Origin of the sequence: Skermania sp. ID1734 (assembly GCF_007489285.1) — a bacterium.
Taxonomy (GTDB): domain Bacteria; phylum Actinomycetota; class Actinomycetes; order Mycobacteriales; family Mycobacteriaceae; genus ID1734.
In genome coordinates this window covers 57,977-74,718 of the sequence record NZ_VLIY01000017.1, presented here as the reverse complement: position 1 = coordinate 74,718, position 16,742 = coordinate 57,977, and the positions used below count along the sequence as shown (strand labels likewise).

Below are 16,742 nucleotides of genomic sequence, written 5' to 3'. Positions count from 1 at the left end.
TACATTCAATAGTAGTTAACCGAGGGCTGAGCCCCTGCTCGGGGTGGCCACCTCAGGTTCGCGCCCCGAATCGCCAGGTATCGATCGCCCGCCCTCGGTTCGGTGCCGCGATCACCGCGTAAACCAGGCTGGCCATCCCAACGGTGGGCAGGAGAGCATCCCTTACCAACGCTGCACTACCGAACGAAGATCACTTCGACAAGGACGAAAGCAGCCACCGCGAAGATCAGGTAGGCGAACCACTTCTGCAGTCGGGCGGTGTCGACCTTCTTCCCGTAGCGCCCCGCAACGAGCGATCCGCCGATGGCGGTCGCGGTGAACACAACGACGAGCCCCCAGTCGAGGCTGAGGTTGCCGAGGTATGCGAGGAGACCGGATCCGGAATTGGCAGTGACGATCACCAGAGAGGTGCCCACGGCCACGGACATCTCGATGCCGAGCAGCAAGACCAGGGCGGGGATAATGAGGAATCCTCCCCCGACCCCGAACAGCCCGGTCAGGAATCCGACGCCGAGGCCGGCCGGAACGGCACGGGAGGTGCATCGGCGCCAGTTGACGGCGGAGCCCTCCGCGCGGCAGGCGGTGCCGGTGCCCTCCGTGCTTGAGAGCATCCGGATTCCTGATGCGATCATCACCGCGGCAAATCCTGCCAGGGTGACTGCTGGGGGCAGAAGTCGATTCACTGCGCTGCCGGCGAACGCAGCCAGGAATCCGGTGACGGCGAACACGCCCGCAACGCGCCATTGGACCTGGTGGGCCCGGATTTTGGGGACGGCGCCGAACAGTGAGGCGATGCCGACCACCAGCAGCGACATCGGCACTGCCTGCTCGAGCGGGATCCCGAGTCCGTAGACCAACCCGGGAACGGCGAGGATCGACCCGCCGCCGCCGAGGAGGCCGAGCAGGATTCCGATGACAGTACCCAATACCAGGGTGACGAGAATCGTCATCGATGTCTCCTGTGGCCTCGAGTCGCTATGTTCGGTTGCGTTTCCTCGGTCGACGAGCGTCTCAGAGTTGGGCGGCGAGGGTGTCGATCGCGGACTGCAAGCGTCGGCCGGCGTCCTCAGCGACGGCTTCGAGTCCGGGTTCGCCGGTGACCTGCACCATCAACTGCGGGTTCATCGCTTCCACCACGACGGAGCCCTCAGTGGTCGGGTCCTCACGCACGATGACGTTGCAGGGCAGGAGCAGTCCGATCTGACGGTTCACCTCCACGGCCCGATGGGCGAGCGGTGGATTGCAGGCACCGAGAATGAGGTAGCGCTCCATGTCCTCGCCGAGCTTGGCCTTCAGAGTGGCCTGCATGTCGATCTCGGTGAGTACGCCGAATCCTTGTTCTTGCAATGCCGCGCGGGTGCGGGTGACGGCGTCACCGAATGAGGTCTCCAGTGTGGTGGACAGTGCCAAGTTCATCGGTGGGTCTCCGTTCTCGTTGGTCGAGGTTTCCAAGGTGTCTAGTTGACGGCCGTCGGGATACGGCAGCTGGCGCGCTCGAGTCCGGCCCTTTCCATGATCAGGCTGGCGGGGCACCATCCGGCCGCCGAGTAGAAGACGAGGTTGGCGCCCACGAACCCCGTGAGCAGCAGCCACAACGGTGTGAAGGTCAGGGTCAGGGCCACACTCAGGAGCACAATCACGCCGGCCATCAGCGGGACAACGCGTTCGACGGTCCAGCCCTGGTGGCGGGGAAGGTTCTTCATGGGTCTCCCTTTCAGTGCGGATTTGTCAGGCGAGTGTGAGGAAGAGCTTCTCCAGCTCGGCTTCGCTCATTGGTTCCTTGCCGTCTTCGGATTCCCCGGTCAGGCATTCGCGCAGGCCGCTGGCGACGATCTTGAATCCGGCTTTGTCCAGCGCGCGCGAGACCGCGGCGAGCTGTGTCACCACGTCCTTGCAGTCGCGTCCGTTCTCGATCATCGAGATCACACCGGCGAGCTGCCCGTGTGCGCGGCGCAATCGGTTGAGCACCAGCGCGATACTTTCGTCGTTTCCGACCATGGCGATTCCTTTCAATGAACCTGGCCCCATCATACCCTAGGGGGTATGCGTGATGGGGTGATCCCCACCACGCATACCCAACACATCAGCCGTGTGAAAAGCTGATGTTCGGCAGGATCCGTCGCAGCCAGGCCGGCGACCACCAGGCAGCATGGCCGGTCAGGCGCAACAGAACCGGCAGGAGAACGAGCCGGATGAGTACAGCGTCGAGCAGCACCGCGACCCCGAGGATGATGCCCATCTCCTTCGGCGGAAGCGGATCGGCGAGCGCGAAGGTGAAGAACACCGCCACCATCACCGCGGCCGCGGCGGCGATGACGCGGCCCGAGTGCGCGAGCCCCATGACGTGTGCCACCTTTGGGTCGCCCGATTCCTCGTAGTGTTCCTTGGCGGTCGAGAGCAGGAATACCGTGTAGTCCATCGCGATGGCGAAGATCATTGCGAAGAAGAACACCGGTCCCCAGCCGTCGAGGAATCCCTGCGGGGTGAAGCCGAGCAGTCCGGAGCCGTGTCCGTCCTGGAAGATCAGCTTGGCGACTCCGAACGCAGCGGCGGTCGAGAGCAGGCTCACCACCGTGCCCAGGAGGGCGATCAGCGGCGCCTGCAGTGCGACCAGCAGCAGCAGGAAGCCGAGGACCAGGATTATGCCGACGATCAGGGGTAGGTAGTCGTTCAGTGCCTGCTGTAGGTCGAGGTTCTCGGCAGGCGCGCCGCCGACCAGTGCCGGCTCGGGTAGGTCCGAACGCAGTTGGGTGAGGATCGAGCCCATCGCCTCGTCGGAGGGGTCGACGTTCGGCATCGCCTGCAGCATCACGTAATCCGAGCCGTCCATGGCGGGCATCGGCGGGATGACCATGGCGATCCCGTCGGTCGCCGCGGCGGCCGACGCGGTCGCCTCGGCCTCGGCAGTAGGGGCGACGATCTGGAGCATGCCCGGCGCGCCCTCGCCCATCTGTGCCTGGACGAGTTCGTAACCCTGCCGGACCGGTGCGTCGGTGGGGACCACCTCGATCGACGGCATCGCCACCTTCAAGCCGAGCACCGGCAGGGACAGCGCGACCAAGACCAGGAGCGAGCCGATGGCGAACGGCCACGGGTGCTTGTGCAGCAGGTTGCCCCAGGACTCGAACCGCGGGGAGCGGTGCTGCTGCCGCTTGGCGTAGGGCAGCGAACCGGCGTTGACCTTCGGTCCGAGCTTGCCGAGCACCGCGGGGAGCAGGGTCAGGGTGGCGGCCAGGACGAACGTCACCGCAAGCATGATGCCGACGGCCATGGTCCGCACCGCCGGGGCGGGAACGAGCAGGACGGCGGACAGGCTCACGAGCACGGTCAGGCCCGAGAGGACGACGGCCTTGCCCGCGGTGTCCATCGTCTCCGCGACCGCGGCGCGGGCGTCTCCTGTCTTGCTCAGCGCGTCACGGAACCGCGCGACGATGAACAGGGCGTAGTCGATGCCGAGTGCGAGGGCGAACATCATCGCGAAGTTCATCGCCCACACCGAGATCGGTGTGACGGCGTTGAGCAGAACAAGCCCGCCCGCCGATGCAACCAGGCCGGCCAGGGTGAGCAGCAGCGGCAGGCCCGCCGCGACGAGCGAGCCGAACGCGAGCACCATGATCGCCAGGGTCACCGGCCAGGAGAACATCTCCGCCTTGATCATCGCGTCGTGGTTGGCCTTGTTGAAGTCGCTCCACAGTGCGGACGCGCCGGTGGGGTAGACCTCGACACCGTCCCTCGACAGCGCTGTCAACTGGCCCTTGAGTTCGTCGACGGCCTTGACCATCTCGTCGGTGCTCGCGTTCGCACCGGCGATCAGGATGCCGGTGTGCCCGTCCGGGCTGATGGACATGCCGGGCTGGGGCGCAATCACCTCACCGAATCGGTCGTCGCCCCGGAAGATGGTGGTGGCCTCGGCGAGCACCTGCTGCACCGCGGGATCGGAGACCTCCTTGGTGTCCGAGTGCATGACCACCTGCACCGCGGCAGAGGAGTTCCCGCCGAAGTGTTGCTGGGCCAGCTCGCGAACCTGCACCGATTCCGAGCCGTTGGCCTGCCAGCCGGCACCGGCCAGCGAACCGAACACGCTCGGTGCCGCGGCCCCGAGTGCGACCAGGGCGATCAACCACGCGCCGAAAACCCACCTCGCGTGAGTTGCCATGACCACGCCCATGCGAGCCAGCCCGCCCTGCATCGTTGGCGGGGCGGCGCCGGGATCCTGCTTCGTCGTTGCCGGCGACTGATCGCCGGCAACAGCGTTCTTGCTGCTCATTCCGAGGTCTCCTTATACGGGTGGGGGTATATAAAAGGGCGCACTGCGCCGCCCGGGGGGATTCACGAGGGGCCATCGCGAACAGTCGGCACTGCTGGATGCCGGTCCGAAATATATACCCCTGAGGGTAATTTGTATACCCCATGGGGTACCTAGGTGCTATCGCAGCGTCCGGTTGCGCGAAGACGGTGACCCTCACGGCGAGTCGCAGTCCGCCGACGGCCGCGCTCACCCCGACCGCGACGAGCGCGTGCGGCAGCCCGTTGCCGTTGCTGCAAGCCCAGTCCGACGATCCATCCACTCGGCCGCGCGGCCGCAGCCCGCCCAGCGTTCTGGGCTACGGGCTCAGCGGCCGAGGAGTCGGCTAAAGAACCCGGACCTACCGGCGGGCCCGGAATCCTTCTTGCATTCGCAGCGACGGGACGCGGGAACGGACTTCATGACGCTATCGACGTGCGCCCCGCAGCCGCCCCAGGTCGTCTTCTTGCAGGTCGAGCAGGTGACGGGGTAGCACATAGGTTCCTCCTTCGGATTGGAAATCAGGGTCCACTATACCCATGGGGGTATTTAGCGTCGAGGTGTGAGTGGTCACACGAATTCTGATCGGTTCTTTCGAGCAGGATCGGAAAAAGTCGCCCAGGTAAGGCCGTCGTCCGGAGGCGGGGCGCGCGCGATCGAGGCGTCAGCGCTCATCGGGCGCGCCCCGCTCCCTCGGGCGACCGGATCGCAGCCATGCACCCGTGCCGCTGGCGACCGAGATCGCGCACGGGCCTGCGGCCGCGAGGATGTCGGCACCGAACAGACTGCGATTACCGGACGCACGGATCACGGACGCGGTCTCCGCCTTCGGGACCTCGGCCAGCCAGGAACGAAGCTCGCCGAGTGGAATCCAGAGGGCCCCGGGCGCGTGCGCCTGCTCGTACTCGTAACCCTCCCGCACGTCGACCGCCGGCGCGCCCGTCTTCCACGCGTCGCTGAAAGCTTCGATATCAACTTCCCTCACTATTCATTTCTCGATCTCGTGTCGACTTAGCGTTTCCCTGGCGCGGGCTGGTATACCCCTAGGGGTACTTGCATACCCTATGGGGTATCTGGCACCCTGTTTACATCGGGCAAAGAAGAGCCCTGCCGCCCCGACCGGAGGAAGCGCAATGATTCTCGAGCAGTACTACATCGAATGCCTGTCCCATGCCTCGTACCTGATCGGTGACGAGAGCACCGGCCGGGCGATCGTCGTCGATCCGCGCCGCGACATCACCGAGTACCTCGACGACGCTCGCCGGCACGGACTGACGATCGAAGGGGTGATCAACACCCATTTCCATGCGGACTTCGTCTCCGGTCACCTCGAGCTGCTCGCGGCGACCGGCGCGTGGATCGGTTTCGGCGAAGCCGCCGAAACCGACTACCCGATTCGTCGCCTCGCGCACGGTGAGCACGTCTCCCTCGGGGAGGTCGACCTCGAAGTGCTGTCCACCCCGGGTCACACCTGGGAGTCGATCAGCCTATTGGTGCGGGAAACCCCGCAAGCCCGCCCGACAGCCGTGCTCACCGGCGACTCGCTGTTCATCGGAGACGTCGGTCGACCCGACCTGGTCAACCTCGGCGACGGCTCAAACACCGATCTCGCTCGCGCCATGTATCGCACCATCCACCAGACGCTGTTGGAACTGCCGGATGCGGTGACGGTGATGCCCGCGCACGGCGCCGGCTCATCGTGTGGAAAGAACCTGTCCGCGGAGCTGACCTCGACGATCGGTGAGCAGCGGCGGACCAATCCGTCGGTGCAGCCGATGAGTGAGGATTCGTTCGTCGCCTTGATCACCGACGGTCAGCCTGCGGTCCCGGAGTACTTCCACGTCAATGCCGCCCTGAACAAGGGCAGTCGGGCGGTGCTCGATCAGGACCGCAGCATCCCGGCGGTCACCGCGGAGCAGTTGCGCGCCGAGCTGGCTGCAGGAACCCGGGTCCTCGACGCCCGCACCCCCGACGACTTCGCCGCCGAACATCTGCGTGGGTCGGTAAACGTCGGATTCGACGGCCGGTTCGCCGAGACCGGTGGCATGGTCGCCGAGATTGGCGACCGGATCGTGCTGATCACCTACCCCGGCGAGGAGCAGGAGGCTGCGATGCGGTTGGCCCGTATCGGCTCGGATGAAGCGGTCGGGTACTTCAACGTCGACAGCGACGGCACCTTCACCGCTGAACTGGCAGAGCTGCTGCAGGCGGCACCGAGGACTACGGTCGAGGAACTCGATCGGCTGCTCGCCGACGACGCGGTCACTCTCGTCGACATCCGCAATCCCGGCGAACGCGAGTTCGGTGTCATCTCAGGATCGTTGCCGATCCCGTTGGCACAGTTACGTTCCCGAATCGACGAACTGCCCATCGACAGGCCGATTGTCGTGCACTGCGCCGGCGGATGGCGCTCGAGCGTCGCCGCGTCACTGCTCCGCGCCCACGGCATCGAGCAGGTCAGCGACCTGATCGGCGGCTACAACGAGTGGATTGACCACAACGCGACGGCTTGATCTGCGTGCCGGATGTGGCGCTGGTGCGCTCGAACATAGTGCGATGATCTGCTCTGGGACTACGACGTGACGGCAAGCATTGAGCTGGTCGTGTGCCTCGGATGCGCCGATGTCGCTTGTCCGGAAAGGCATGGCTGTCGTCTACGGAGCCTCCTGCTTGTATGGCATGGCGACAGGTGTTCCAACTGATGGGTTCGTTGTTGCTGGGAAATCGTCGTTGGTTAGATTCGCCGCGGCGCATGAGGTAGGGATTTTGCATCGGCCCGACCAGCGCCTACTTTTCGCTCGACTATCGCGCCTTTCCTGGCGAGCCCCTGGGCCATCGCCCCACTTCAGAATCAGCACCATTTTACGCTATCATCGCCTAATGGCGATGATAGAAAAGTGGGGACGTGCTGCCGCAACGGCATCGTTCGCTGGTCCGGCGGAGTCGGTATTGCCTTGCTCGTTGACGGGCGAGGCGCGAGTTATGTTCCGGGCCAAGGGTTTCGACGTCCCTCTCCGGGAGTATGCGAAGTGATCGGTACCGTCCTCGCGGCCGTCGCGATGTTTGCGGGTACCAATGTCGATGACATCGTGGTTCTGACCGTACTGTTCGTGGCCTCGACCCGTGGCCGACCGCGGCCATGGCAGATCGTCGCCGGCCAGTACCTCGGGTTCAGTGCGCTCGTCTTGATCAGCGTGATTGCGGCGCTGGGCCTGGTGATCGTCCCCGACGAATGGGTCGGTCTGCTCGGCCTCCTTCCCCTCGCCCTCGGCGTCCGCGGCCTGATCGCCAGCCGCAACGGCGACGGCGAGTCCGCCGTGGTCGCCACCGGCCTGCTCGGCGTCGCCGGCATCACCATCGCCAACGGTGCCGACAACATCTCCGTCTACACGCCCGTGTTCCGCACCCTCGCACCCGCACAGACCGCGGTGACGATCGCGGTCTTCATGGTCTGCGTCGCCATCTGGTGCGGCGCGGGCCGACTCCTCGGTACCCACGAGAGGGTCACTGAGACCCTCGAGAAGGTCGACCACTGGCTCGTACCGTTGGTGTTCATCGTTCTCGGCGCGGTCATCCTGCTCGAATCCGGCGTCATCCCAAGGCTATTCACGGCCCTGACATGACGGAGGGTGTGTGGCGGGGATCCGCTCTGATTCGCCCGGGGATCCTGGCGTTCAGTGGGTCGATCGGCCGCACCGACACACACGCCCACCACGCCGTGCAGATCATGACCGCCAACACGCCGCTGACCGTGGTCGATGAGCGCGGCGACCGGCAGCGCGGCACCCACGTCATTGTTCCCGCCGACACCCAGCACTGGATCGAGGTCGGGGCGGGCGTGGGCACCGTGGTGTTCCTCGATCCCGACACCGCAGCGGGCCGCGCCGCCCACCAGCGGTGTCGCGACGTCGGCTGGACCGGCGGACCACCCCTGGTCGGGCCCGATCATCCGTACCGGTCGCTGGCTGTGGTCATCACCAACCTGTTCCTGATCCTCCTGCCCGGCGAGCAAATCGCCGATAGGCAGGCAAAGCACCCCGCAGTAGCGGCGGCACAGGATCTGCTGCCGGGACTGGTTGCGCAGGGCCCGGTCCGCACCAGTGACCTCGCCCATCGGGTCGGGATCTCGGTGAGCAGGCTGACCCACCTGTTCAGCGATCAGGTCGGGCTTCCGGTGCGCCGCTACGTGCTCTGGATCCGCCTATCGACTGCGATCACCCGGGTGGCGGCGGGGGATGATCTCACCGCTGCCGCGCACGCGGCCGGTTTCGCCGACAGCGCGCACCTGACCCGGACCTGCCGGGAGATCTTTGGTCTCCCGCCGTCCGCGCTGAGCCGACATGTGCACTGGGACATCGATCCGGCGTTGTAGCCGAATCGTTCAAGCCCCCAGCGGGTGGGCGGATCAGGCTTGAAGGCATGGATACCACCATCACTCGCACGCCCGTCCAGCGGCTCGCCCGCTACGGGTATGTGCCGTTCATGCTGCTCGGGCTCAACGGTGTCGCCGTCGCGCTCGCCGCCGCCGGGGCCCCGAAGTACTGGCTCCTGCTGGTCTTGGCCGTCGCGGTCGCGGCATCGTTCCTGGTGGAACGGGTCATCCCGTACGAGGCGGCATGGAACCATGACCAGGGTGACAGTAGGCGGGACCGCATCCACGCCGCCGTAAACGAAACCCTGATCCTGGTCAGCGTCGCCGCCATCCCGCTACTGGCCGCGATCGTCCCCGCGCCAGGGATCTGGCCGCGTAGCTGGCCTTTCCTACTGCAGGTAATGGCCGCGATCCTGATCGCCGACCTCGGTATCACCGTCGTGCACCTCGCCAGCCACAAGATCGGCGGGCTGTGGCGCTTCCATGCCGTCCACCACAGCGTCACCCGGTTCTACGGCCTCAACGGGCTGATGAAGCATCCCCTGCACCAGACCATCGAGATGGCCGCGGGCGTCGCGCCGCTGATCCTGATCGGCCTGCCCGTCGACGTCGCCTCTGCGCTCGCCCTCGCCGTCGCGATCCAGCTGCTCCTGCAGCACTCGAACGCCGACTACCGCGTCGGCCCGGCGAAGTACCTTCTGGCCCTGAACGAGGGGCACCGCTTCCATCACCTCAAGTGGGCCGGGATCGGTGACGTCAACTTCGGACTGTTCACCCTGATCTGGGACCACCTGTTCCGCACCTTTTCCTACGACCCGAACCGGCGCTTCGCCTCCGAACACCTCGGCATGGCAGCCAAACCCAACTACCCGAAGGGCTACGTCGACCAGCTGGCCTATCCGTTCACGACCTCCGGCGGATGCGACACCGCACCCCAGCCGCGCGATCTGGCCGAATCCGAACCAATCGGTCGCCCTGCGGGTTAGCTCCAAGAGAGCCCCGCTCCTGTCGCCAACGGTGCGGCACGGCACCGAAGGCGGCAGGAGCGGGTTCACGGCCGGAGCGGCACGCGATCTAGCAGCAGTCCATCATCGGCGTGCACGCGCACATCTCGCACGTTCCGTTCGCCATCATCACCTGACAGGCCCACCACGCCTGCAGATTCGTCAGCCAGTTCTCCATGTCCTCACCTCTGATCTCGCAGCCCCCTCCCAATATCGTAGATCACCGGTTATCATCGCCGTATGACGATTGATAGTGCGGATGGTTGCCTGGCATCGAGAGGCACCGGCTCGAACCTCGACGCGGCGGTGGCGTTGTTCCACAGCCTCTCCGATGGAACCCGGTTGGCAATCGTGCGCCGCCTCGCCGACGGCGAGGCCCGGGTGGCGGACCTGATCGGCGAGCTCGGCTTGGCGCAGTCGACGGTCTCGGCGCACGTGGCGTGCCTGCGGGACTGCGGACTGGTCACCGGCCGCCCGGAAGGGAGGCAGGTGTTCTACTCCCTCGCCAGGCCAGAACTGCTCGACCTGCTGGCCTCGGCCGAAACCCTGCTCGCCGCAACGGGCAACGCGGTCGCGTTGTGTCCGAACTACGGCACCGACACCGCCGCGGGGGTGACGGCATGAGCGATGCATGCGGCTGCGGCCACGACGAACCCACCGTCAATGAGGACGGCGAGGAGCGCGAACCCGAGAAGCTGTGGCAGATCACCGAGATCCGGGCCGCCGCGGCCGCCGGTGTGCTGCTGGTCGCGGCGCTGATCGTCGGCTGGAGCGGCGGACCTCACGCGGCGAAGCTGACCCTCGAAGCGGTCGCCCTCATCGTTGCCGGCTACACCTTCGTCCCGAACACCCTGAAACGGTTGGCCAAGGGCAAGATCGGCGTCGGCACCCTGATGACGATCGCCGCGATCGGCGCCGTCGTGCTCGGCGAGGTCGGCGAGGCCGCGATGCTCGCGTTCCTGTTCGCGATCAGCGAGGGCCTCGAGGAGTACGCGGTCACCCGCACCCGCCGAGGCCTGCGCGCGCTGCTGTCCCTGGTCCCGGACACCGCCACCGTCAAACGTGACGGCCTCGAACAGACCGTCGCACCTACCGAACTGCGCCTCGGCGAGATCATGATCGTCAAACCCGGTGAGCGGATCGCCACCGACGGCACCATCACCGCCGGCCGCACAGCTCTGGACACCTCGGCTATCACCGGAGAATCCGTCCCAGTCGAGGCCGGGCCGGGCGACGAGGTGTTCGCCGGGTCGATCAACGGCACCGGCGTCCTCGAGGTCGAGGTCACCGCGTCCGCGCAGGACAACTCTTTGGCCAAGATCGTCCGGATTGTCGAGGCCGAACAGTCCCGCAAGGGCGAGGCCCAGCGCCTCGCCGACAAGATCGCCAAACCCCTCGTCCCGGCGATCATGTTCGCGGCCGCGGTCATCGCCGCGGTGGGCAGCCTGCTCGGTGATCCGCGGGTGTGGATCGAACGCGCCCTGGTGGTGCTCGTCGCCGCGTCTCCGTGCGCGCTCGCGATCGCCGTCCCGGTGACCGTGGTCGCCGCCATCGGCGCCGCCAGCAAACTCGGCGTCCTCGTCAAGGGCGGCGCCGCCCTCGAAGCCCTCGGCCGCATCCGCGGCATCGCCCTCGACAAGACCGGCACCCTCACCCGCAACAAGCCTGTCGTTATCGAGGTCGCCACCACCGACGGTGCGTCCCGCGAAGAGGTGTTGGCGGTGGCTGCCGCGCTGGAGGCACGCAGCGAGCACCCCCTCGCCAAGGCGATCCTCGCCGCCGTCGAGGACGTCACGCCTGCCGAGGACGTCGAGGCCGTCACCGGAGCGGGACTGACCGGGCGGTTCGACGGCGCCGCGGCCCGACTGGGTCGGCCGGGGTGGATCGATGCCGGTGACCTCTCGTCCGAGGTGGAGCGGATGCAGCACGCCGGGGCGACCGCGGTGGTGATCGAACGCGACGGCGCTGTGATCGGTGCGATCGCCGTCCGCGACGAGCTGCGCCCCGAAGCACTCGAAGTGGTCTCCGGGCTGCGCCGCCACGGATACCACGTCGCGATGCTCACCGGCGACAACGAGCGCACCGCCCGCGCCCTGGCCGAAGACGTCGGGATCGAGGAGGTGCACGCCGACCTGCGGCCCGAGGACAAGGCCCGCATCATCGCCGACCTGCAAAGCCAGCGGTCAATGGCGATGGTCGGCGACGGCGTCAACGACGCCCCCGCCCTCGCGACCGCGGATCTCGGCATCGCGATGGGCGCGATGGGCACCGACGTCGCCATCGAAACCGCCGACGTCGCACTGATGGGTGAGGACCTGCGCCACCTGCCGCAGGCGCTGGCCCACGCACGCCGGTCCCGGCGGATCATGCTGCAGAACGTCGGCCTGTCGTTGGCGATCATCACCATCTTGATGCCGCTGGCATTGTTCGGGGTCCTCGGCCTCGCCGCGGTCGTCTTAGTGCATGAGGTCGCCGAGATCGTGGTCATCGCCAACGGTGTCCGCGCCGGCCGAGCCTCGGCACTGACCGCCACGACAACGCCCGACGCTGCGCTGCCGACGCCGGTCGAGGCCCGAACATGAGCGTCACCGCGGCCGACCCCACTCGGACACAGCGCCTGCGGCGGGTCTTCGTGCTCGTCGGGATTGCCCTCGCTGCTGTGGCACTGCTTGTCGAACCCGTTGCGCGCCGTCAGCTTTCGGATGGCCGCAGCGTTGACCTTGGAGTTCTGCAGCTCAAGCTTGCGTACAACAGCGGGGTCGCGTTCAGCATGGGTGACCAACTGCCGACAGGGGTCGTGCTCACCATCACGGCGGCGATCACCGCGGGGATCGGTGTGTATGCCTGGCGCACCGCGTCCGCCAACTCAATGACGGCGATGATCGGGTTCTCACTGATGTTCGCCGGAGCGGCTGCGAATGTGATCGACCGCGGCCTCGACGGGAAGGTCACCGATTACTTCCACACCGGTTGGTGGCCCACCTTCAACCTCGCCGACACCTACCTCACCTGCGGTGTCGCGCTGCTCATCGCAGCACTGTTCTGGGAATCGACGCGTACACCGGCGAAGGCGAGTCCAGCATGATCATGTCCGACCGAATCCGGTCCGCGTACACCGCCGAGATGACGGCCGCCCACGACACAGACGACGATGCGCGCGGGTGGGTGCATCTCGAACGGGCACACATCATCTCCCAGCCCTACCCCTGGCCGCACACCCGCAACCACATCGCCATCCTCGCCCTCCCCCTGCGCCAACACGACCGCCGCGAGGCACTCGGGCAGATCCTGCGCATCATGGTCGCCGCACCCGGCTCACTGAGCGGCCGCTACCCCGAAGGCAACACCGGCCGCGTCGACGCGGAGCTGATGACCCCCATGCCGATCTCGGAAGACCTGGCCGACATGATCCGAGGCTAGGAAGCGGGCAGAGAAATCAGGATTGAGTTTCTACAGTTCGACGACTGCCGAACTGGCGGAGGACCCGCGATCGGTTGGTCGAGGCATTGGCTGTCGCCCACAGGCAAAGGAACCCTCGCCGCGGCGAGCCCGATCGGCGACCAAAGTGCCGCCACAATGCGCTGGAACTATCCCGCCACCATTCACTGAAGATCACAAACCAGACCCTAACTGGGCGTCTTTTCGTCGCCACTCCGACGTCGAGCTGGGGTGTACCTCATATCGACATCCGCACCCAGGTCGCCGAGGTGAGGTTGCGGTAGAGCCGCTCAGCCAGCAGGTCGAGCTCCCTACCTTGCGGCTCGGGCCATCTTCGGGAGTTCAGGGCCTTGTACGGATACGGATTGCGTGCCGGGCCCCGGCGGGTTACCAGCTCAGCCATGGTCGTGACGTCGCGCGGCCCGGGCGGGCCCGGCGAGTACGGTCCGCGCTTTTTGTCTCCTCCCCATACCGGTCGAGGTTACGCGGAGATAACGATCATCGGTTCGGGACCGTCCAAGCGGTGAGTGTGAATGGCACACTCTGTAGGTATGTCGTGGGGGATAGGTAGATCACCGTCAGTCGATAGTCGCGCGGTGCTGGCGTTTGCGGTCGTGGAGCTGCATTCGGCTCTGGTTGCGGCGAGTTCGGGTGGTGAACGCCATCCCGCCGCAGGCGACTGTGACGCCGACACGGTCGCTCGGGTGCGTGGCGCAGTCGCCGAGGTGACGAACGCCGCGGCAGGCTTCCCGCGCCGGGACCGTGAGGTCGTCGACCGATGGAAGCACGCGGCGATCATGCGGTATTGGCATCGGCGGGACGTATTTGCGGTGGCTGAGGAGTTCGGCCGGCGTCTTCTGATCGACCTCGACCGCCGACCTACCGGTGAGGATCTCTCCGATATGCGGGACGAGGTCGAGCACGCCGCCAGTGTTGACCTCGCGGCATTGGAAGCGACCGGGGACGAGCCGACGCCCCTGACCGGAACTCGGCGATCGACGGTGGGGCAGACTGAGTTGGTAAAGCGTATCCGCGGCGACCGTCGGCGGATCGCCGCCGCAGCCTTGCTGGGAGGGTCGGCGACGCAGCGGGTCGCGCATCGACGGCTCGTGCCGTGGCTGGTCGCTGCCGAAGCCGCGCTGGCGGACGCGCCGATCAGCAGGGAAGGGCTCGCCGACATCGCAGACCAGTGGCGTGTCTGGCGTGCTCCGTTCGCGAGCGAACTCAACGATTGGGCTGACGTGACGATCGTTGCTTAGCGACGCATTGGTCGGCGCGCTTTGATCGGGTGCTGGTCGTCGAGTCAGACGACCCTGGTGAACCCCGCAAGAGCGGTCATGGTGGCGCGGCTGATCGCGGATTTCGCGGTCTGGACACGTGGATCACGGGTCGTTGCGATGTTCGCGCCGATCGTGGGGAACACCCAAATGTCCTGGCCGTGCATGTGCCACCGCTCCGGACCGGTCATGGTGGCTTCGACGTCCCGCAGGCACGCGGTGCGTATATTGCCCGCCTTGGTGACACAGACACCGTTGTCACGGTGACGGCAGTGCCCGGGCCGTCCACCATTGCCGGTAGCGACCTGGGCGTAGACCGCGAGGAATGCCTCGTGGGCGGACTCGATCGTGTTCATGGGCTCTACCTTTCAACGTCGGGAATCGCGGAACTCCGTGTGCGGTGTGCGCGTACGCGGCACGCACCGGAGCAGTAGCGGCGACGACGGCCGGTCGCAGGTTGCCGGATCACGCGGTCGCAGTCCTCACACCGAGTTTCGTTACATTCGGCGGGGTCGGTGGGTGTTTCGTTACGCTCGTCGGTCAGTCCGGTTTCCGGGAGGGCGAGGGTTCGTAGTGGTCGGTTGGACCACAGGACTTCGGTTTTCGGTTGCCAGGTGCCGCCTTGTGCGGTGGCGGCGTTGAGGGTGATGCGGTACCAGTCTCGGTAGAGGTCCGTGTCGTAGAGGTCGGAGGCGTAGCCGCTGAGTACGACGGTGGCGGTGCAGTCGTGCAGCGCCGCGGCGAGGGACCGATGGTCGTCTTCGCTGCCCATCTCGTTGCGGTAGTTGCGGTTTCGTGTGCTACCGAGATAGGGCGGGTCGACGTAGAGCAGTGTGCGGCGACCGTGACCGTAGGCGGTGACGACGTCGAGGGCGTGACGGCATTCGAGGGAGACACCCCGCAGTCGGTGGACGACGGCGTCCATGCGGCGCACGTAGCTGTCGAGCCGGTTGGGCATCGCGACGTTGACGAAATCGGCTGTGTCGAAGCGCCATCCGGTCCGGCGGAGGGTGCCGGTGCGTCCTTCGGCCAGGCACACCCAAATGCGGCGGGCCCGCTCGACGTCGTCCAGGTCCTCCGGGCGATCGAGCCCAAGTTCCCGTTCGGCACGCGAATGCGGGGTGAGCGCGCAGACGCGTGCGAGTTCCTTCGGTTGCTCGCGCAGGATCCGCCAGAAGTGCATCAGGTCGCCGTCGAGGTCGTTGACCGTCTCCAGTCGTGTCGGTTGCTTCGCCAGCAGGACCGCCAGCCCGCCGGCGAACGGCTCGACGTAGTGCGTGTGCGGCGGGAGCATCGCGGCGATCGTCGGGCCGAGTCGCTGCTTGCCGCCGAAGTACGCGAACGGCGGACGGATCACGCTCTTGGTGGTCGCACCAGCGGTCATGACTAACGCTCCTCGGTTGCCGCGGCATCTGGGAAGCGGTCGGGCGCGAGGAACGCGTCGCAGTAGCCCGCGACGTAATGCGGTCGCGTCGATTGGAGGTTGTCGAACGTGACGCGCATGTACCACTGCGCATCGGCGTGATCGTTGCAGCGGTTTCGGTCCGTCGTCCCGGCGGTTGCTCCGTCGAGATACTCGCGATGGTGTCGCTCGACCAGTGATACCGGAGGTGTCTTCACGCCTTGCTCCTCGATGTTCGCTCGTCAGCGTGCGGTGGGTTTCACGGGGGACAACGTTCTCTCACAGGCGCGGCGGGCGACATCTGTCCTCGTCCGCCAGGGCCTGGATGTCACCGGGGGTGCGGCGGTCGTACCCGCGTACCCGCAGACCCTCGGTCTGGTGATGGTGCTCGAGTAGGTCGGAGGGCACGGGCGTCCCGTCAGCGTCGAGCCACGCCACCAGCTCGGGCTGACCGTCCTTGTCGGTGCGACGTTCCCACTGAAGCACCTTCATCATCCGGTACGTCACCGGTGAGTTCGTCGCTATGGACGCGGCGTCCAGTGATACCCGCGCCCACCATGCCTCACCGTCACGGATAACTATGTCCGATGCCATTCCAGTGCTTCCTCTCTCGTCTTCGACTCGTGTGGGTCTGCGGAAATCGGTTGTGCACCAACTAGTGACGATGAAACTCGCGCAAGATGGCGAAGGCGGCAGCAACATCGTGTTCGGTCGGGTGCGGTTCCTCGCGAATGCTGTCGGTGTGGACGACTATCGGCGTGAAGCGCATGCCGTCACCGAATTCCAGGTCCGGTCGATGCTCGAACACTCGGGTACGACCCTCGCCCCAGTCCTCGCGACGGCCGTCGACAACGTAGCGTCGCGCGGCGAGGGGGTTGCCGTGCCGATCATGCCCGCACGGGGTCGCGGTGATGGTCGTGGTCGAGTTCGTGGTCATCCGAACCTCTCTCGTGCTCGATTCTGG

21 protein-coding genes are annotated in these 16,742 nt (G+C 66.3%); 9 read left to right on the top strand and 12 right to left on the bottom strand.

Going from position 1 to position 16,742, the window contains the following annotated elements:
- Positions 1-176: 176 nt before the first annotated feature.
- The 6 genes from FOS14_RS19790 to FOS14_RS19765 all read right to left on the bottom strand — a co-directional run bounded on the left by FOS14_RS19790 (position 177) and on the right by FOS14_RS19765 (position 5,270).
- Positions 177-950, bottom strand: a complete 774-nt coding sequence (locus FOS14_RS19790; protein WP_143772552.1) for a sulfite exporter TauE/SafE family protein — start codon at positions 948-950, stop codon at positions 177-179.
- A 61-nt stretch (positions 951-1,011) separates the two neighbouring features.
- Positions 1,012-1,416: a DUF302 domain-containing protein gene (locus tag FOS14_RS19785; protein WP_143772551.1), complete on the bottom strand. Its 405-nt coding sequence runs from the start codon at positions 1,414-1,416 to the stop codon at positions 1,012-1,014.
- Positions 1,417-1,457: 41 nt separating this feature from the next.
- On the bottom strand, positions 1,458-1,703 hold the full coding sequence (locus FOS14_RS19780) for a DUF2892 domain-containing protein (protein ID WP_143772550.1): 246 nt from the start codon (positions 1,701-1,703) through the stop codon (positions 1,458-1,460).
- 25 nt (positions 1,704-1,728) lie between these two features.
- A complete protein-coding gene (locus FOS14_RS19775; protein WP_143772549.1) occupies positions 1,729-1,998 on the bottom strand; it encodes a metal-sensitive transcriptional regulator in 270 nt (89 codons plus the stop codon).
- A gap of 85 nt (positions 1,999-2,083) precedes the next feature.
- Entirely contained in the window at positions 2,084-4,267 is a 2,184-nt protein-coding gene (locus FOS14_RS19770; protein WP_143772548.1) for an MMPL family transporter, read from the bottom strand.
- Between the two features lie 682 nt (positions 4,268-4,949).
- Positions 4,950-5,270 (bottom strand): rhodanese-like domain-containing protein, encoded by a 321-nt coding sequence (locus FOS14_RS19765; protein WP_143772547.1) that lies wholly within the window; start codon positions 5,268-5,270, stop codon positions 4,950-4,952.
- A gap of 148 nt (positions 5,271-5,418) precedes the next feature.
- Here FOS14_RS19765 and FOS14_RS19760 point away from each other — a divergent pair, with 148 nt between their 5' ends.
- The 8 genes from FOS14_RS19760 to FOS14_RS19725 all read left to right on the top strand — a co-directional run bounded on the left by FOS14_RS19760 (position 5,419) and on the right by FOS14_RS19725 (position 13,081).
- Positions 5,419-6,798: an MBL fold metallo-hydrolase gene (locus tag FOS14_RS19760; RefSeq protein ID WP_143772546.1), complete on the top strand. Its 1,380-nt coding sequence runs from the start codon at positions 5,419-5,421 to the stop codon at positions 6,796-6,798.
- Between the two features lie 516 nt (positions 6,799-7,314).
- A complete protein-coding gene (locus tag FOS14_RS19755) occupies positions 7,315-7,908 on the top strand; it encodes a cadmium resistance transporter (protein ID WP_143772545.1) in 594 nt (197 codons plus the stop codon).
- Entirely contained in the window at positions 7,905-8,657 is a 753-nt protein-coding gene (locus tag FOS14_RS19750) for an AraC family transcriptional regulator (RefSeq protein WP_143772544.1), read from the top strand. The genes FOS14_RS19755 and FOS14_RS19750 overlap by 4 nt, the downstream gene beginning before the upstream one ends.
- 47 nt (positions 8,658-8,704) lie before the next feature.
- Positions 8,705-9,643 carry a sterol desaturase family protein gene (locus FOS14_RS19745; RefSeq protein ID WP_143772543.1) on the top strand — a complete coding sequence of 313 codons (939 nt, stop codon included), beginning with the start codon at positions 8,705-8,707 and terminating at the stop codon, positions 9,641-9,643.
- A gap of 258 nt (positions 9,644-9,901) precedes the next feature.
- A complete protein-coding gene (locus FOS14_RS19740) occupies positions 9,902-10,285 on the top strand; it encodes a helix-turn-helix transcriptional regulator (RefSeq protein ID WP_143772542.1) in 384 nt (127 codons plus the stop codon).
- Complete coding sequence (locus FOS14_RS19735; RefSeq protein ID WP_143772541.1) at positions 10,282-12,243, top strand: cation-translocating P-type ATPase; 1,962 nt, start codon at positions 10,282-10,284, stop codon at positions 12,241-12,243. The genes FOS14_RS19740 and FOS14_RS19735 overlap by 4 nt, the downstream gene beginning before the upstream one ends.
- Entirely contained in the window at positions 12,240-12,746 is a 507-nt protein-coding gene (gene lspA, locus FOS14_RS19730) for a signal peptidase II (RefSeq protein ID WP_143772540.1), read from the top strand. Before FOS14_RS19735 ends, lspA begins: the two co-directional genes overlap by 4 nt.
- Positions 12,743-13,081 carry a DUF3703 domain-containing protein gene (locus FOS14_RS19725; protein ID WP_370512268.1) on the top strand — a complete coding sequence of 113 codons (339 nt, stop codon included), beginning with the start codon at positions 12,743-12,745 and terminating at the stop codon, positions 13,079-13,081. Before lspA ends, FOS14_RS19725 begins: the two co-directional genes overlap by 4 nt.
- 256 nt (positions 13,082-13,337) lie before the next feature.
- Here the strand turns inward: FOS14_RS19725 and FOS14_RS24835 are convergent, their stop codons facing one another.
- Positions 13,338-13,502 (bottom strand): hypothetical protein, encoded by a 165-nt coding sequence (locus tag FOS14_RS24835; RefSeq protein WP_185981853.1) that lies wholly within the window; start codon positions 13,500-13,502, stop codon positions 13,338-13,340.
- Positions 13,503-13,695: 193 nt separating this feature from the next.
- On the opposite strand from FOS14_RS24835, the gene FOS14_RS19720 reads away from it, so the two are divergent.
- Positions 13,696-14,358 (top strand): hypothetical protein, encoded by a 663-nt coding sequence (locus FOS14_RS19720; RefSeq protein ID WP_143772539.1) that lies wholly within the window; start codon positions 13,696-13,698, stop codon positions 14,356-14,358.
- 44 nt (positions 14,359-14,402) lie between these two features.
- Here FOS14_RS19720 and FOS14_RS19715 read toward each other — a convergent pair whose 3' ends face one another.
- The 5 genes from FOS14_RS19715 to FOS14_RS19695 form a co-directional block, all read right to left on the bottom strand.
- The gene (locus FOS14_RS19715; RefSeq protein ID WP_143772538.1) at positions 14,403-14,732 is read right to left on the bottom strand and encodes a hypothetical protein; all 330 of its coding nucleotides are present in this window, start codon (positions 14,730-14,732) and stop codon (positions 14,403-14,405) included.
- A 5-nt stretch (positions 14,733-14,737) separates the two neighbouring features.
- The gene (locus FOS14_RS19710; RefSeq protein WP_143772537.1) at positions 14,738-15,760 is read right to left on the bottom strand and encodes a DNA adenine methylase; all 1,023 of its coding nucleotides are present in this window, start codon (positions 15,758-15,760) and stop codon (positions 14,738-14,740) included.
- A gap of 2 nt (positions 15,761-15,762) precedes the next feature.
- The gene (locus FOS14_RS19705; protein ID WP_143772536.1) at positions 15,763-15,996 is read right to left on the bottom strand and encodes a hypothetical protein; all 234 of its coding nucleotides are present in this window, start codon (positions 15,994-15,996) and stop codon (positions 15,763-15,765) included.
- 61 nt (positions 15,997-16,057) lie between these two features.
- Positions 16,058-16,372 carry a hypothetical protein gene (locus FOS14_RS19700; protein WP_143772535.1) on the bottom strand — a complete coding sequence of 105 codons (315 nt, stop codon included), beginning with the start codon at positions 16,370-16,372 and terminating at the stop codon, positions 16,058-16,060.
- Positions 16,373-16,433: 61 nt separating this feature from the next.
- A complete protein-coding gene (locus FOS14_RS19695; RefSeq protein ID WP_143772534.1) occupies positions 16,434-16,715 on the bottom strand; it encodes a hypothetical protein in 282 nt (93 codons plus the stop codon).
- Positions 16,716-16,742 lie beyond the last annotated feature (27 nt).

What these genes read in the sequence shown, in the direction of transcription:
- FOS14_RS19785 (WP_143772551.1), bottom strand. Translation starts at nt 1,416, where the DNA reads ATGAACTTGGCACTGTCCACCACACTGGAGACCTCATTCGGTGACGCC.
- FOS14_RS19770 (WP_143772548.1), bottom strand. Translation starts at nt 4,267, where the DNA reads ATGAGCAGCAAGAACGCTGTTGCCGGCGATCAGTCGCCGGCAACGACG.
- FOS14_RS19735 (WP_143772541.1), top strand. Translation starts at nt 10,282, where the DNA reads ATGAGCGATGCATGCGGCTGCGGCCACGACGAACCCACCGTCAATGAG.
- FOS14_RS19780 (WP_143772550.1), bottom strand. Translation starts at nt 1,703, where the DNA reads ATGAAGAACCTTCCCCGCCACCAGGGCTGGACCGTCGAACGCGTTGTC.
- FOS14_RS19745 (WP_143772543.1), top strand. Translation starts at nt 8,705, where the DNA reads ATGGATACCACCATCACTCGCACGCCCGTCCAGCGGCTCGCCCGCTAC.
- FOS14_RS19725 (WP_370512268.1), top strand. Translation starts at nt 12,743, where the DNA reads ATGATCATGTCCGACCGAATCCGGTCCGCGTACACCGCCGAGATGACG.
- FOS14_RS19750 (WP_143772544.1), top strand. Translation starts at nt 7,905, where the DNA reads ATGACGGAGGGTGTGTGGCGGGGATCCGCTCTGATTCGCCCGGGGATC.
- FOS14_RS19700 (WP_143772535.1), bottom strand. Translation starts at nt 16,372, where the DNA reads ATGGCATCGGACATAGTTATCCGTGACGGTGAGGCATGGTGGGCGCGG.
- FOS14_RS19740 (WP_143772542.1), top strand. Translation starts at nt 9,902, where the DNA reads ATGACGATTGATAGTGCGGATGGTTGCCTGGCATCGAGAGGCACCGGC.
- FOS14_RS19760 (WP_143772546.1), top strand. Translation starts at nt 5,419, where the DNA reads ATGATTCTCGAGCAGTACTACATCGAATGCCTGTCCCATGCCTCGTAC.
- FOS14_RS19775 (WP_143772549.1), bottom strand. Translation starts at nt 1,998, where the DNA reads ATGGTCGGAAACGACGAAAGTATCGCGCTGGTGCTCAACCGATTGCGC.
- FOS14_RS19695 (WP_143772534.1), bottom strand. Translation starts at nt 16,715, where the DNA reads ATGACCACGAACTCGACCACGACCATCACCGCGACCCCGTGCGGGCAT.
- lspA (WP_143772540.1), top strand. Translation starts at nt 12,240, where the DNA reads ATGAGCGTCACCGCGGCCGACCCCACTCGGACACAGCGCCTGCGGCGG.
- FOS14_RS24835 (WP_185981853.1), bottom strand. Translation starts at nt 13,502, where the DNA reads ATGGCTGAGCTGGTAACCCGCCGGGGCCCGGCACGCAATCCGTATCCG.
- FOS14_RS19710 (WP_143772537.1), bottom strand. Translation starts at nt 15,760, where the DNA reads ATGACCGCTGGTGCGACCACCAAGAGCGTGATCCGTCCGCCGTTCGCG.
- FOS14_RS19715 (WP_143772538.1), bottom strand. Translation starts at nt 14,732, where the DNA reads ATGAACACGATCGAGTCCGCCCACGAGGCATTCCTCGCGGTCTACGCC.
- FOS14_RS19790 (WP_143772552.1), bottom strand. Translation starts at nt 950, where the DNA reads ATGACGATTCTCGTCACCCTGGTATTGGGTACTGTCATCGGAATCCTG.